General features: G+C 60.8%; 14 protein-coding genes and 3 pseudogenes. 11 read left to right on the forward strand and 6 right to left on the reverse strand.

The genetic code is table 11. The annotated features are described in order from the left end of the window. Both ACIOMO_RS07855 and ACIOMO_RS07860 read left to right on the forward strand, forming a co-directional pair. A complete protein-coding gene (locus ACIOMO_RS07855) occupies window positions 1–669 on the forward strand; it encodes a response regulator transcription factor (protein ID WP_053121928.1) in 669 nt (222 codons plus the stop codon). Continuing rightward, a complete protein-coding gene (locus ACIOMO_RS07860; RefSeq protein WP_401239718.1) occupies window positions 666–1979 on the forward strand; it encodes a sensor histidine kinase in 1314 nt (437 codons plus the stop codon). The genes ACIOMO_RS07855 and ACIOMO_RS07860 overlap by 4 nt, the downstream gene beginning before the upstream one ends. 114 nt (window positions 1980–2093) lie before the next feature. Here the strand turns inward: ACIOMO_RS07860 and ACIOMO_RS07865 are convergent, their stop codons facing one another. Further along, window positions 2094–2849, reverse strand: coding sequence for a methyl-accepting chemotaxis protein (locus tag ACIOMO_RS07865; RefSeq protein ID WP_371926052.1), 756 nt, complete (start codon window positions 2847–2849; stop codon window positions 2094–2096). 102 nt (window positions 2850–2951) lie between these two features. Next, window positions 2952–4478 (reverse strand): annotated as a pseudogene (locus tag ACIOMO_RS07870) (HAMP domain-containing protein); the annotation flags it as partial. 341 nt (window positions 4479–4819) lie between these two features. Between ACIOMO_RS07870 and ACIOMO_RS07875 the strand changes: the two are divergent. From ACIOMO_RS07875 to ACIOMO_RS07885, 3 genes and pseudogenes are all read left to right on the forward strand, one after another. Further along, complete coding sequence (locus ACIOMO_RS07875; RefSeq protein WP_212545675.1) at window positions 4820–6139, forward strand: Na+/H+ antiporter family protein; 1320 nt, start codon at window positions 4820–4822, stop codon at window positions 6137–6139. 163 nt (window positions 6140–6302) lie between these two features. Then, window positions 6303–7079 (forward strand): annotated as a pseudogene (locus ACIOMO_RS07880) (cache domain-containing protein); the annotation flags it as partial. Between the two features lie 312 nt (window positions 7080–7391). Further along, window positions 7392–7985, forward strand: a pseudogene (locus tag ACIOMO_RS07885) (methyl-accepting chemotaxis protein); the annotation flags it as partial. Between the two features lie 106 nt (window positions 7986–8091). Here the strand turns inward: ACIOMO_RS07885 and ACIOMO_RS07890 are convergent. After that, window positions 8092–9027 carry a LysR family transcriptional regulator gene (locus ACIOMO_RS07890; RefSeq protein ID WP_401239722.1) on the reverse strand — a complete coding sequence of 312 codons (936 nt, stop codon included), beginning with the start codon at window positions 9025–9027 and terminating at the stop codon, window positions 8092–8094. Window positions 9028–9139: 112 nt separating this feature from the next. On the opposite strand from ACIOMO_RS07890, the gene ACIOMO_RS07895 reads away from it, so the two are divergent. The 3 genes from ACIOMO_RS07895 to ACIOMO_RS07905 all read left to right on the forward strand — a co-directional run bounded on the left by ACIOMO_RS07895 (window position 9140) and on the right by ACIOMO_RS07905 (window position 11218). Then, entirely contained in the window at window positions 9140–9625 is a 486-nt protein-coding gene (locus ACIOMO_RS07895) for a DMT family transporter (RefSeq protein WP_053121916.1), read from the forward strand. Continuing rightward, window positions 9625–10083 carry a DMT family transporter gene (locus ACIOMO_RS07900; protein WP_159815784.1) on the forward strand — a complete coding sequence of 153 codons (459 nt, stop codon included), beginning with the start codon at window positions 9625–9627 and terminating at the stop codon, window positions 10081–10083. The genes ACIOMO_RS07895 and ACIOMO_RS07900 overlap by 1 nt, the downstream gene beginning before the upstream one ends. A gap of 967 nt (window positions 10084–11050) precedes the next feature. Further along, complete coding sequence (locus tag ACIOMO_RS07905; RefSeq protein ID WP_081730276.1) at window positions 11051–11218, forward strand: metallothionein; 168 nt, start codon at window positions 11051–11053, stop codon at window positions 11216–11218. A 23-nt stretch (window positions 11219–11241) separates the two neighbouring features. Here ACIOMO_RS07905 and ACIOMO_RS07910 read toward each other — a convergent pair whose 3' ends face one another. Together ACIOMO_RS07910 and ACIOMO_RS07915 are read right to left on the reverse strand one after the other, a co-directional pair. Next, window positions 11242–11517, reverse strand: a complete 276-nt coding sequence (locus tag ACIOMO_RS07910; RefSeq protein WP_053121912.1) for a hypothetical protein — start codon at window positions 11515–11517, stop codon at window positions 11242–11244. Window positions 11518–11554: 37 nt separating this feature from the next. After that, entirely contained in the window at window positions 11555–11782 is a 228-nt protein-coding gene (locus ACIOMO_RS07915) for a DUF6555 family protein (protein ID WP_053121910.1), read from the reverse strand. Between the two features lie 136 nt (window positions 11783–11918). Between ACIOMO_RS07915 and ACIOMO_RS07920 the strand changes: the two genes are divergently transcribed. The 3 genes from ACIOMO_RS07920 to ACIOMO_RS07930 all read left to right on the forward strand — a co-directional run bounded on the left by ACIOMO_RS07920 (window position 11919) and on the right by ACIOMO_RS07930 (window position 14083). Further along, the gene (locus tag ACIOMO_RS07920) at window positions 11919–12701 is read left to right on the forward strand and encodes an AraC family transcriptional regulator (RefSeq protein WP_401239727.1); all 783 of its coding nucleotides are present in this window, start codon (window positions 11919–11921) and stop codon (window positions 12699–12701) included. A gap of 221 nt (window positions 12702–12922) precedes the next feature. Then, on the forward strand, window positions 12923–13096 hold the full coding sequence (locus ACIOMO_RS07925) for a DUF1427 family protein (protein ID WP_082341460.1): 174 nt from the start codon (window positions 12923–12925) through the stop codon (window positions 13094–13096). 30 nt (window positions 13097–13126) lie between these two features. Further along, window positions 13127–14083 (forward strand): zinc-binding alcohol dehydrogenase family protein, encoded by a 957-nt coding sequence (locus ACIOMO_RS07930; protein WP_401239729.1) that lies wholly within the window; start codon window positions 13127–13129, stop codon window positions 14081–14083. 143 nt (window positions 14084–14226) lie between these two features. On the opposite strand, the gene ACIOMO_RS07935 is transcribed toward ACIOMO_RS07930, so the two are convergent. Then, complete coding sequence (locus ACIOMO_RS07935) at window positions 14227–14586, reverse strand: DUF6124 family protein (RefSeq protein ID WP_053121904.1); 360 nt, start codon at window positions 14584–14586, stop codon at window positions 14227–14229. Window positions 14587–14704 lie beyond the last annotated feature (118 nt).

Below are 14704 nucleotides of genomic sequence, written 5' to 3' on the forward strand. Positions count from 1 at the left end.
ATGCGTTTGCTTTTGGTGGAAGACCACGTACCGCTGGCCGACGAATTGCTCGCCGGTCTGCAACGCCAAGGCTACGCAGTCGATTGGCTGGCGGACGGCCGTGATGCGCTGTATCAGGGCAGCAGCGAGCCGTACGACCTGATCATCCTCGACCTCGGTCTGCCCGGTGTGCCGGGGCTTGAGGTGCTGGCGCAGTGGCGCGCGGGCGGTCTGGCGATTCCGGTGCTGATCCTCACCGCGCGTGATTCCTGGGCCGAGCGTATCGAAGGCCTGAAAGCCGGCGCCGACGATTACCTGACCAAACCGTTTCACCCCGAAGAGCTGTTTCTGCGCATACAGTCGCTGCTGCGCCGCTCCAAGGGCCAGTCCAATCAGGCGACGTTGCAAGCCGCCGGCCTGCATCTGGACGAGGGCCGTCAGTGCGTGGTGCGCGACGGCACCGACATTCAACTGACCGCCGCCGAGTTTCGTCTGCTGCGCTATTTCATGCTGCACCCCGAGCAAATCCTCTCGAAAAGCCACCTCGCCGAACACCTCTACGACGGTGAAACCGAGCGCGATTCCAACGTCCTCGAAGTCCACGTCAATCACCTGCGCCGCAAGCTCGGCAAAAGCGTGATCGAAACCCGTCGCGGCCAGGGTTACCTGTTCGGCGGGCAGGCTTCATGAGGTCAATCCAGCGCCGCTTGAGCCTGGGTTTGATCAGCGTGATGGTGATCGTCGGTCTGGTGCTGGCGCAAACCAGTTTGTGGTTGTTCGAAGTGGGTTTGCAGCGCTACCTCGAAGCCGGCCTGCGCGACGACAGCGAAACCCTGTTGGTGGCGCTGGTGCGCGGCCCCATGGGGTTGCAGCTGGATGAGCGGCACTTGTCGCCGGCGTATCAGCGACCGTTTTCCGGGCATTACTTCCGCATCGATTTTGCCGACAGCCACTGGCGTTCGCGCTCGCTGTGGGATCAGGATCTGCCGCTGCTGGATCAGCCCGGTCTGCACAGCAACTTGCAACTGGGCCCGGACGGGCAGCGGTTGCTGGTGCTGCGTTCGGACTATCGGCGTCTGGGTCAGTCGATTTCGATCAGCGTTGCGCAGGACTACACGCCGGTCAGCGACAGCTTTCAGCGCATGCGCCAGATCGGCCTCGGTCTGGGGTTGGCGGCGTTGCTGCTGATTCTGTTTTTGCAACGGCTGACCGTGCGCCGCGCACTGAATCCGTTGGAAAAGGCTCGCGAGCAGATCGCGCAATTGCAGCAGGGCCAGCGTTCGCAACTCGACGATCAAGTGCCGGTGGAACTGGAACCGTTGGTGGCGCAGATCAACCATTTGCTTGCGCACACCGAGGACAGTCTCAAGCGTTCGCGTAATGCCTTGGGCAACCTCGGGCATGCGTTGAAAACGCCGTTGGCGGTGCTGCTGAGCCTGGCGTCGAGCGAGAAACTCGATGCCCATCCCGAGCTGCGCAAGATTCTTCAGGAGCAACTGGAACAGGTGCAGCAACGGCTCAATCGCGAGCTGAACCGCGCACGATTATCTGGCGATGCGTTACCGGGGGCGTTGTTTGATTGCGATGCCGAACTGCCGGGGTTGCTGGCGACGCTGAACATGATTCATGGCGAGCATCTGGCGTTAAGTTATGTCGCGCCGGCGGGATTGCAGTTGCCGTGGGATCGTGAGGATTTGCTGGAGCTGCTGGGCAATCTGCTCGACAACGCCTGCAAGTGGGCGGATGCCGAGGTGCGTTTGAGCGTGGTCGAAACGGCTGAGGGATTTGCCCTGAGCGTGGAAGATGACGGGCCTGGGATTCCTGAGGAGCAGCGCGCGCAGGTATTCAGTCGGGGAGCGCGGCTGGATGAGCAGACGCACGGGCATGGCTTGGGACTGGGGATTGTGCGCGATATTGTTGATACGTGGGGCGGGACGCTGATGTTGATGGAAAGCGAGTGGGGCGGGCTGAAAGTCCTCATCAACCTGCCCAAACGCTGATTCCGATCCGAGCCTAAAACCGGTAGGAGCTGCCGCAGGCTGCGATCTTTTGATCTTTAAACAGCCAGATCAAAAGATCGCAGCCTGCGGCAGCTCCTACCGATTGTGGTGGTCTCAGACGCGAAACTGATCCATCAAACTCTGCTGCTGATTCGCCAGGCTGTTCAGCGACTGACTCACCCGCGCCGACTCATTCGCCTGCCCCGACAACGATTCCGTCACATCGCGAATCGTCGCCACGTTGTTGTTGATCTCTTCGGCCACAGCGCTCTGTTCTTCCGCCGCACTGGCGATCTGCAGATTCATGTCGCTGATCACCGTCACCGCGTCGCCGATCTGGCGCAGCGCAGTCACCGCTTGGCCAACCTGTTCGACACTGCCCTGCGCCTGACGATGGCTGTTGCCCATCGAACCGACCACTTCCTGCGTCCCGGTCTGCAGTTGTTCAATCACCTGACGGGTTTCTTCCACCGATTCCTGTGTGCGGCGCGCGAGGTTACGCACTTCATCGGCGACCACGGCAAAACCACGTCCGGCTTCACCGGCACGCGCCGCTTCAATCGCGGCGTTGAGGGCCAGCAGGTTGGTCTGCTCGGCAATGGCGCGGATGGTTTCCAGCACGGCGCCGATCTTCTCGCTGTTCGCGGCCAGGCCTTCGACCTGCACCATCGCCGCGCTCATGTCGGCGGCGAGCGTGTCGATGCTCGCGGTGGTGCGGTCGATCACGGTGAGGCCCTGACGGGTGGCGCGGTCAGCGTCCTTGGCGGCTTCGGCGGCTTGCGCAGCACTGCGCGCGACGTCTTGTGCGGTGGCGCTCATTTCGTGGGACGCGGTGGCGACCTGATCGACCTGACGGTATTGCTGCTCCATGCCGGCGCTGGTCTGCGTGGCGATGGCCGAGGACTGATCGGCCGTGTCGCGAGCGTCCTGCACCGAGCGTTTGACGTCGGCAATGATCGGCTGCAGCTTGTCGAGGAAGCGGTTGAACCAACCGGCCAATTGACCGAGTTCGTCCTTCTTGTCGTAGGCCAGACGGCGGGTCAGATCGCCTTCACCGCTGGCGATGTCTTCGAGCATGTGCGCCACGCCGAGGATCGGCTTGGTCACGCTGCGCGCCATCAGCCACACCAACAGCAGGCCGATCAGCGCGGCGAGCACGCCGAGGCTCAGCTCAATCAACGTGCCTGAGGTGTTGCTCGCGTCCAGTTGTTGCTTGAGCGCTTCGGCGCGGCTGACGAGGACTTTTTCCGGCACATCGAGCAGCACGCCCCACGACGGGCCACCGGGAATCGGTTGGAATGGCGACAGCACTTTCAACTGGCCGTTGCTGTGCAGGCTGGTGACGTTGCTGTTCGAGGCCAAAAGCCGCAGCAGCTCAGCGCCGCTGGTTTTGTCGACCGCATCCAGACGCTGGCTGAGTTTGCCGGCGTCCGGGCTGTAACCGGCGAGCAAGCCGGCGGGGCTGATGATGCTTACGGCGGTCTGGCCGTCATAGAGCTTCTTGCTCGCGCTCTGGCTGGTGGCTTGCAGGCTGTTGAGGTTGATGTCGACCGACAGCGAGGCGATGACTTTGCCGTCGACTGTCAGCGGAAACACGATGCTGGTCATCAGCACGTTGTGGCCGTCGATCACGTAGAAGTACGGTTCGATCACGCAGGGTTTGAGTGTGGTGCGTGGGCAGGTAAACCAGGCGTTCGCCGCTTGGCCGGAGGGGCCGGTGCTGGTGTCGGCCATGTCGCTTTCCGGCAGCGCCATCGAGGTCACCTTGCCAGGCGTCGGTTGCGACCAGTACAGGGCGAAGCGGCCCTTGTCGTTGCTGCCCAGTTCGGCCTGGTTGGCGAACAATTCGTCCTTGCCATCCAGCGCATTGGCTTCGAACACCAGCGACAGACCGAGCAGATCCGGGTTGGCTTGCAGCGCGGATTTGACCTGACGGGTCATGTCTTCGCGCAAGTCGAAGGCGTCGAGGAAACGCTTCTCGGCCTGTTCACGGAGGAACAACACCTGGCGCGAGAACCCGTGGCCGTATTGATAGGCGTCCATGAATTGTTGGCGAATGCCCGCCGATTGCACTTCGCCCTGGGACTCGATGCGCGCCTGCGCCGACTCGGTGAGCATCTCCATGCTCGAAGCTTTCACCAGTGCGGAACTGTGCTCCATGCGATACAGCGAAAGACCCACCAACAGGGTCACGATACCGGCCAGGCAAAGGCCGGCGAGCAGGGTGATTTTCCATTGGATGGAAAGTTGTCTGAGCGACATGGAGACGTCCTTATTCGATAAATATCTGCGACTTTGCACTGTAACGGCCGCGAATCGGCTTTCTTTATCCCTGAAACACAATATGACTAATTGCCACAGGCCATGGCTGAAACACCTTTTTGGGGCAAACACAAAACCTGTGGTGAGGGGATTTATCCCCGACCGGCTGCGCAGCAGTCGCAAAACCTGCAAATGCGCTGTGTCTGTAAGAATGCAGGGGGCGGCTTCGCCACCCATCGGGGATAAATCCCCTCACCACAAAGTTTGTGCCTGGCCCCGGATTGATCGTTCCCACGCTCCGCGTGGGAATGCAGCCCGGGACGCTCCGCGTCCCAAAGCGGACGCAGAGCGTCCATTGAGGCGTTCCCACGCAGAGCTTGGGGACGATCAAAAACAACATCAAAAGATCGCAGCCTTCGGCAGCTCCTACAGGGCATGGCTTTGACAAGGGGAGTTCGCTGCGGCACAGTGCGCGCCCTTCTAATAAGACCCTCTTTGCAAATCCGCCGGTTTAGCGTTGGCGGACTCATTCTGTCTGGCGGTCGGTTGTCCACCGCAGTGTTTTTTGAGGTAGTGAAATGAATGCAGTCATAGCGGCGGTCGGCGTCATGCTGATTCTCAGCCTGTCGCGCGTGCACGTGGTGATCGCTTTGATCGTCGGCGCGCTGGTCGGCGGCCTGACCGGTGGTTTGGGTATCGACGCCACGCTCAAGGCGTTCAACAGCGGCCTGGGCGGCGGCGCGACCGTGGCGTTGTCCTACGCGTTGCTCGGTGCTTTCGCCGTGGCGATTGCCAAATCGGGCCTGGCCCACGCATTGGCCGACAAGGCGCTGGCGATGGTCGATCGTCAACATTCGAGCGGTGGCGGCAGTGTCAAATGGCTGTTGATCGGTCTGTTGTGGGTGGTCGCGATTGCCTCGCAGAACATCCTGCCGATCCACATCGCGTTCATTCCACTGCTGGTGCCGCCACTTCTATATGTACTGACCAAGCTGCAACTCGACCGCCGCTTGATCGCCTGCGTCATGACCTTCGGTCTGATCACGCCGTACATGGTGTTCCCGGTCGGCTTCGGCAACATCTTCCTCAACCAGATCCTGCTGGCCAACGTCAGCAAGGCCGGCGTCGACATCAGCCAGATCAATGTCATGCACGCCATGGCCATTCCGGCGCTGGGCATGGTCTTCGGTCTGTTGGTGGCGGTGTTCTTCAGCTACCGCAAAAAGCGCGTTTACGATCTGGAAAAAATCGAGCAGGTCGAACAGGTCAGCGTTGCCTACAACCCGAAAACCATCGGCATTGCCGGTCTGGCGATTGCTGCTGCGTTCATCATTCAGTTGCTGCTCGACTCGATGATTATCGGCGCGCTCGCCGGTTTTCTGATCTTCTCGGCGTCGGGCATTGTGAAGTGGCGTGAAACCGACGACCTGTTCACCGAAGGCATGAAGATGATGGCGATGATCGGCTTCATCATGATCTCGGCCTCGGGATTTGCCGAAGTGCTCAAAGCCACCGGCGAAGTGCGCACGCTGGTCGAAAGCGCAGCGGCGTGGATCAATCACAGTCGGGCGATTGGCGCGTTGTTGATGTTGCTGGTGGGCCTGATGGTAACCATCGGGATCGGTTCGTCGTTCTCGACGGTGCCGATTCTGGCGGCGATTTTCGTGCCGTTGTGCGTGCAGCTCGGCTTCAGCCCGATGGCGATCGTGTGCATCGTCGGCACCGCCGGGGCACTGGGCGATACCGGCTCGCCAGCGTCGGACTCGACACTGGGGCCGACCTCCGGTTTGAACGTTGACGGCCAGCATCACCATATCTGGGACACCGTGGTGCCGACGTTCCTGCACTACAACCTGCCGCTGCTGGCGTTCGGCTGGGTGGCCGCGATGGTGTTGTGATTTAGCCTCTGAAGATCAAAAGATCGCAGCCTTCGGCAGCTCCTACAGAGATCAATGTAGGAGCTGCCGAAGGCTGCGATCTTTTTTTGCGGGTTCAACTTTTGGTGGTGCGTGCCGTTAAAGCCTTTAACCACGCCAATAAAACCAAAAGAGTGAGCCCCCAATGCGCCTGAGCCTCAAGGCTAAAGTCCTGTCCCTCGCCGTCCTCCCGGTGCTGCTCTTTGCGCTGGTCATCAGCCTGACCACGCTGTTCATCCTTCAGCAACAGGCGCACAACGAGGTCGAGCAGACCCGCGAGCGCTTGCTCGGCGACGCGAAAGCCACCCTGCAAAGTTACGTCGCCGTGGCCATGACCACGATCAAACCGCTGTACGACGCTGCCGCCCCCGGCGATGACGCGGCGCGCGCGCAGGCGATTAAATTGCTCTCGGGCATTCGCTACGGCAAGGACGGCTACTTCTTCGGCTACGACTCCGAGACCGTGCGCCTGTTCAAGGCCAACGATCCGGAGGGCGTGGGCAAAAGCTTCAAGGACAACCGCGACCCGAACGGCGTTTACGTCAACCAGGGCCTGGTGAAAGTGGCGAAGGACGGCACGCACTATCTGCAATACAGCTCGCCGCTGCCGGGCAATGCGCAGGTGCTGGTGCCGAAACTCGGTTACACCGAATACCTGGCGAAGTGGGACATGGCGGTCGGTACCTCGGTCAATCTTGACGGCATCGAAGCGCAAGTGGCGCTGGTTCAAACGCAAGTGCAGGAACGCATGCAAGGCGTGGTGCTGAGCATCGTTGGCGTCGCGGTGGTGGTGCTGTTGGTGATCGCGGCGGCGGGCATGCTGCTGGCCAATACCATTTTGCGTCCGCTGACGCTGATGAAGGCGAATCTCGATGACATCGCGGCGGGCGAGGGCGATCTGACCCGTCGTCTGAACATCACCAGTCAGGACGAACTCGGCGAACTGGCCGGCTCGTTTAACCGCTTCGTCGACAAGATTCACGGACTGGTGCGGCAGATCACCGAGATGACCACGCAACTCACCGGGCTGGTGACGCAAGTCTCGGATCAGGCGCAGCGCTCGGATCAGGCGATGGAGCGCCAGCGTCACGAGACTGATCAGGTGGCGACGGCGATCAACGAAATGTCCGCCGCCGCGCAGGAAGTGGCGAAGAGCGCGCAGAATGCCGCTGTCGCTGCGCAACAGACTGACGAAGAAGGCCAGAGCGCCAAACGCGTGGTGGCCGGCAGCATCAAACAGATTCATGCGTTGGTTGATGACATCCGCAGCAGTGGCGTGTCGCTGGACAGCTTGCAGCAGGACGTGAGCTCGATTGTTGGCGTGCTCGGGGTGATTCGTTCGATTGCCGAGCAGACCAACCTGCTCGCACTGAACGCGGCAATCGAAGCGGCGCGGGCCGGTGAGGCCGGGCGTGGGTTTGCGGTGGTGGCGGATGAAGTGCGCGCGCTGGCCAGTCGCACGCAAATCAGTACCCAGGAAATTCAGGGGATGATCGATCGTTTGCAGGCCGGGACGCAGTCAGCGGTGGAAGCGATGCGCCGATCCAGTGAAGCGGGCGACGGCACGTCGGCGCAGGCCAATCAGGCCGGGGCTTCGCTGGACACGATGGCGTCGTTGATTGCGACGATCAACTCGATGAACGCGCAGATTGCCAGCGCGGCAGAAGAGCAGACGGCGGTGGCGGAAGAGATCAATCGCAGCGTGCACCAGATTGCGGTGGCGGTGGACAGCGTGGCGGATGAGACGCAGTTGGGGGCGCAGACTTCGCGTAGTTTGGCGGATCTTGGTCAGCGCCTGGGCAAGCTGGTAGGCCAGTTCCGTATCTGACGTTTTACGCAGCCCACTGTAGGAGCTGCCGAAGGCTGCGATCTTTTGATTGTGTTTTTAAAAGACAAGATCAAAAGATCGCAGCCTTTGGCAGCTCCTACAGGGGTTACGGTCTGTCCCAATAAGGCACTTCGCCGAAGCATTCGATGAAGAAGTCGATGACGGTGCGCACCTTCACCGACAAGCGCCGACTCCCCGGCCACAGCACCGCAATCTGCTGCGGCTCCAGACTGTTCGACACCTGATACTCGCCCAACACCGGCACCAACGTGCCTTCGCGCACCGCCTCACCAATCAGCCACGACGGAAACATCACCAGCCCCAAGCCCTGTTCAGCGGCTTGGGTGAGGGTGTCGGCGTGGTTGCCGGTGATCGGGCCTTTGACCGAGTACGGCGTCCAGTCCTGCCCGTCGCGACGGAAAAACCAGCGCTGCAACCCGGCCGCGCCTTTGTACGCGAGGCACTGGTGTTGGGCGAGATCGTCTGGGTGTCGCGGGATACCATGTTTTTGCAGATACGCCGGGCTGGCCGCGACCTGAAAGCGGTGCGGCGCCAGAATCCGTGCCTGCATGCTGGAGTCATGCAGCGGGCCGATGCGGAACAGCAGATCCGCGCCTTCTTGCAGCGGATTGACGTAATGGTCGGTCTGCTGAATATCCAGTTGCAGCTTCGGATAGCGTGCGCACAACTTGCCCAGCCACGGCGTCAGATGGCGCTGGCCGAACACCACCGGGGCGTTGATGCGCACCAGGCCGGTGGGTTCGCTTTGCTGTTCCTGCAGCGCCTGTTCGGCTTCTTCCAATTGCACCAACACCAGCCGTGCGTGATGGCCGAGCATGCGCCCGGCTTCGGTCGGCGTGACGGCGCGGGTGTGGCGGTAGAGCAATTGCTGATTCAGCGCTTGCTCCATCAACTGGATCTGCCGCGAGATCGAGGAGGGCGCCACGCCTTCGCGACGGGCAACTTCGGAAAAACTGCCGTGATCGAGCACGGCCACAAACAGTCGCAGCGCTTTGAATCCGAGTTCGTTGAGGCCGTGCATGGTCTGTCCTGCTGTGCGTGTTGCGCAAAAGTGTTGTCCGGATGCTCCCATTTATCGCACAGCGATGCCAGCCGATAATCCGCGCCATTGTTGACTGGGCTGGATTGTGTTTATGCAAACGTTGGATGAAGTGAGTGTTGCGCCGCCGGTGGCCAAACCGGGGTTGCGCTTGTTGTTGCTGCCGCTGGTGATTCTGGCGGGGATGGGTTTGTCGGTGGAGGCGGGTTTGCTCGGGCCGTTGGGTGCGCAGGTCGGGCATTTGTGGGCGACGTTGAGCATCTTCGGGGTGGGCTCGGCGATTCTGTTTTTGCTGCTGTTGTTTGCGGGGCCACAGAAAGGGCCGGCGCTGAACACGCTGCCGCGCTGGCAGTTGATCGGTGGTTTGCTCGGGCCGATTTATGTGGTGGTGCTGACCCTGGCCACGCCGCACATTGGTATCGCCATGACGATGATCGCGATTCTTTCCGGGCAGGTCGGCAAAAGTGTGTTGATCGATCATTTCGGCTGGTTCGGGGCAACGCGCAAGAAGGTCAACGGTGAGCGTTGGTTGGCGCTGCTGTTGATTGTCGCGGCACTTGTTTTGATTGCGCGGGGTTGATGATGAATCTGATTATTTTGTTGGCCGTGGTTGTAGCGGCGGGGGCGGTGTTGAGTGTTCAGGCGGCGATCAATGGGCGCTTGGGGGAAACCGTTGGTGTATTGCGCAGTAGTTTGTTGACGTTTGCTGTGGGTGCGTTGGTGACCGGGTTGTTGATTTTGTTTTTTGAACCGGCGCATGCGGTGGGGTTGTTGGATGTGCCGAAGTGGCAGTTGAGCGGGGCGCTGTTTGGGGTGGTTTATATGATTGTCATGGTGGGCGCGGTGCCTCGGGTGGGGACGGCGGTGGCGACGGTGGCGGTGATTGTCGGGCAGTTGGGGATGGGGATGTTGATTGATAATTTTGGCTGGTTCGGGAATCCGGCGATTGAGTTGTCGGGGAGTCGGGTGTTGGCGATGGTGCTTTTGGCGGGGGCTTTGGTGTTTATGTATCGGAGTAGTGTGCGTAGCTCTGATTGATTTTGTTTTGGGGTGTGGGCATATCCGTTGCTGCGGTGATGGCTGATTATGGTTCCGCCCTTACGGCGGGTCACTTTTGGCAAACGCCCCAAAAGTAACCAAAAGGTCTGTGCCCTGACGTTCGGCCCGCTCGCTGGGGCTCGGGGTTCCTTCGCTGCGGGATCGATCCGGGGGGCAGCGCCTACGGTTTGCTTCGCTGCACCTCCTCTCGCTGTGTTTGGCTGCGCCAAACGGTCGCTGCGCTCCCACCCCCGGATCGATCCCTCCACTCAGCCTGCCGACGGGCTCTAAGATCAAGAGCAGGCGAGCTGAGACTCGGCCTATTGAGTGGTGAAGAGCGGGGCGCACACGGCTTTTTGATTTGCGTTGGATTCGCCCCTCACCCCAGCCCTCTCCCGAGGGAGAGGGGGCCGATGGTGGGCCTTTCAAAATGTGCGTTCAACTCGGTATCTCAAGTCGGCGTACCTCTCCAAAACCACTCGGTCAGTCCCCTCTCCCTCCGGGAGAGGGCTAGGGTGAGGGGCTCTTGATCTGGCTCTTGATCTGGCTCTTGATCTGGCTCTTGATTTTGGCCCCCATCGGCAGGCCGAGCGTAGGTGTTCATCCGGGGTAGGCGCGTAGCGCCGTGCGGCGTAGCCGCATACATCGAGAGGAGGTGCAGCGAAGCAAACCGTAGGCGATGCCCCCGGATGGGCACCGTAGCGAGGGAACACTGAGCCTAGGCGAAGTGCCGTACGCCGGGGGCCAAGCCTTTTGCTTACTTTTCGGCGTCTGGAAAAGTGAGTCGCTGTAAGAGCGAAACCGCCAGAAGCCCCAACCGCAGCAACGGATATGCCCCCAAAACCCCAAAACCCCAAAACCCCAAACAAGCAAAATCAAAAGATCGCAGCCTTCGGCAGCTCCTACACTGGATATCACGGCTTACCTAAAAGCCCCAGACAACCACCACCCCAAGGAGTCTGCCCCCATGCCCGATAGAAAATGCGATTGCCCAAACTGCAAATGCACCATCAAAGAAGGCGATCACGCCTACGCCGTACACGGCAAACACTACTGCTGCGAAGCCTGCGCCCACCACCACAAAGGTGGCGAAGAATGCTCAAGCAAAGGCTGCCACTGCGCACATCCCAAATAAACACAGGCAAAAAAAAGTGGAGCCTAATCAGGCTCCACTTCCAGTTTCAGACTTTCATCATCCAGCCGCTCGGTATGCCGAACCGTGCCTTGCAATCGCCGCCCCTCAACCCGAACCACCACGGTTTTCGCCTGGTCGAGGTCTTCCGGTAACGGCGCTGGCACTCTCAGGGCGAAGCAATACGGATCATCGTCGACCGCTTCCAGACCCACGCGGCAATCCACGCTTTTGGTGATACGCCCAAACAATGTGTCGAGGCCGTAGTCCAGATGCGCCGGGCTGCTGCTGAAATCGATCATGGTTGCATTCCCCCGAATGTTCGCGTGCAGGCTGAGCTTAGCTGGTCGGTCGCCAGACGACGTTTTCCACGCCGAATTTTTCCGCCATCGGTTTGCTGGTCTTCTGTACTTTTTCACGACCAAAGCGCGGAATGCGACCCACGCCGGCATCGCAACTCGCCCAATGCCACGCCTCGGTGTTGTCCATTTTGTCCGAGCGGATAATGAACGACTTGGCTGTGCCGTGAAGGGTGTACTCGATGACGTAGAGTTTTGCGTTGTTCATAAAGCCGGTATTCCTCCCTGTGGTAATAGAGGGATCGTTGAGCACCGGGAAAATTCATTCGGATTGTCCGACGGTATCTATCGTTGGCGGGGTTTCGGGCGACTGGTTACCATGGCGGCTCCGTCAACCCCAATGAATGCTCACCATGGCCCTCGCCACGCCCCCCGATTTCACTGACATCGATGTGCCCGTGCAACCGCTGGCGCGCACGTACCCGCGCGGGTTGTTTATCGAGCCGCATCAGCATGACTGGGGGCAGTTGCTGTACGCGATGAGCGGGGTGATGTGGGTCGAGACGCCGCATGAAGCGCTGGTGGTACCGCCGCAGCGCGCGGTGTGGTTGCCGCCCGGGGTGCCGCACGGGATTCGCGTGGTGTCGGATTTGCAGATGCGCAATATCTACCTGCGCCCGGCGCTGGCGGCGACGCTGGATCAGACGGTGCAGGTGATCGAGGTCGGTGGTTTGCTGCGCGAGTTGATCGTCGGGCTGGTGGAGCAGGGCGACAGCGGTGAGCCAGCGTATTACGAGGCGCTGGTTGGCTTGGCGCTGCTGGAGTTGCAGCGCGCAAGGCGTTCGCAGCTGAAAATCCCGATGCCGGATGATTCCGATCGGCGCCTGATGAATCTTTGCCAGGCGGTGATGGCCGCGCCGTCGCTGGAGATCCCGTTCGAGCAGCACGCGGAAAACGCCGGGGCCAGCGTGCGCACGTTGGCGCGGCTGTTCAAGGACAGTCTGGGCATGGGCTTCGCCGAGTGGCGGCGACAGGTACAACTGGCGACAGCGGTGGCGGAGTTGATTCAAGGCGTAGCGGTGAGTGTGATTGCCCGCGAACTCGGCTATTCCCCGAGCAGCTTCAGCGACATGTTCCGCCGCGAACTGGGCGTCGCCCCGTCTCAGTTCAACACCCAATGCGGATGAGCAGCCTTGCCTAAAACCTGTAGGAGTGAGCCTGCTCGCGATAGCGGTGTGTCAGTTTACGTACGAGTGACTGACACACCGCTATCGCGAGCAGGCTCACTCCTACAAGGGATCGTGGTGATTTCGGCAGGTTTGTCCGAAATTCAGAAGTCCTTGGCCGGTGCCCTTCGCCGAGCCTCCCTACACTCTGCCCATTCCTTTCAAACGGCAGAGTTCTCCCCATGAACTACCTGATTTCGTTGGCCATCGGTCTCGGCGTTGGCCTGTTGTACGGCGCGCTCGACTTCCGTTCTCCCGCGCCGCCGGCCATCGCGCTGGTCGGTCTGCTCGGCATGCTCGCCGGTGAGCAGCTGTGGCCAATGGGCCGGCAATGGGTCGCCGCTTGGTTGTCCTGAATCTTCCTTTCTCCTTCGGTGAATCACTCCATGAAAGCACTGCAATTCGATAAAACCGGCGACCTGTCCTCCCTGCGCTTCGTCGACGTGCCGACCCCGGTGGCCGGCGCCGATGAAGTCCTGGTGCAGATCAAAGCGGCCGGCCTTAACCCCAGCGACGTGAAAAATGTGCTCGGACGTTTCCCCTACACCACGTTGCCACGGATTCCCGGGCGCGATTTCGCCGGTGTCGTGGTCGAAGGCCCGCAAGCCTTGATCGGTCAGGAAGTCTGGGGCACGGGTCGTGAGCTGGGCTTTTTCGCCGACGGTTCCCACGCGCAATTCGTCAAACTGCCGGCCAACGGTGTCGCCCTCAAGCCGTCGCGCCTGAGCTTCACCCAAGCCGCCAGCCTCGGCGTGCCGTACACCACGGCGTGGGATGCGTTGGAGCGCAGCCTCGTCAAAGCCGACACGCGTTTGCTGGTGATTGGCGGCGGTGCGGTCGCCACAGCGGCACTGGCCTTGGCCAAAGTGCGCGGTGCAAAAATCCTGGCAGCGGCGCGGCGTCCGGAGCAGGTGGCGGAGTTGCAAGCGCAGGGCTACCAGACGATTCAACTGGATAAACCCGAAGACCTCGGTGCGCAGGTCAACGCGGTGTATCAGGGCGGCGCCGAAGTGATCTTCGACACCACCGGTTTCTGGCTGCCCGCTTCGGTGGCGGCGCTGGCAATCTTCGGCCGAATCGCAATCATCGCCGCACCGGTGGACGGCCAAGTGCAATTGCCGGCACTGGCGTTGTATCGCAAGGGCGGTTCGGTGGTCGGCGTCAACACACTGCTCTACGGCGTCGAAGCCTGCGCAGCGATGTTGAACCAGTTCGGCCAACTCTTCGACGAAGGCTCGCTGCCGTTGCCGCAAGGCCTGGTCGAATCACGACTGGCCGAAGGCCTGGCGCGCTACACCGAACTCAACGAGGGCGGCGGCGACAAAATCATCCTGATTCCCTGAGCCACCCAAATTCCCCTGACAACGCAAAACCTGTAGGAGCCGAGCTTGCTCGCGAAAACGGTGGATCAGCCAACCTCTCAGTCGACTGAGCCACCGCTTTCGCGAGCAAGCTCAACTCCTACAAGGGACTGTGTCGTCTGGGGTTACGCGGGCACTTCCAGATTATCCAGCGCCCGATTCACCGCCAGTTCCCCGAGCATCACCACCTGCTGAATCCCCAGCAACGTGTGGCGATACGGCGTGTCGAGCGTCCCGGCAAAATCACTGAGCATCACACTCGCCGAAGCCATCGACTCACAAGCGTGGGCCAGCAGATCTTCGGTTTTGATGTTCGGCGCGATGACGAACATCAGGCTCGGCAGACGCGGATCATCGTGAGTCGCGCCGGGGCAAAGGTAGTGATCGAGCGCGCGTTCAGCGGCGTCGTGGAGTTTGCGTGAATGGGGGGATTCGTAGGGGGAAGTGGTGTCGATGTCGGGTGGGTTGGGTGTTGGTTTGAACATGGTGAAGCTCCTTGATGCATGGAGCCGCCACCGTTCGCGGTCAATCGAAACAGGGTGGCAGCTGTACGCGGGTTGACCGACCGGACATCAAGGAATCCGGCACACCCGAAGGTGTCCC

The organism is Pseudomonas sp. NPDC087804 (assembly GCF_044742965.1).
GTDB classification, from domain to species: Bacteria; Pseudomonadota; Gammaproteobacteria; order Pseudomonadales; family Pseudomonadaceae; genus Aquipseudomonas; species Aquipseudomonas rustica.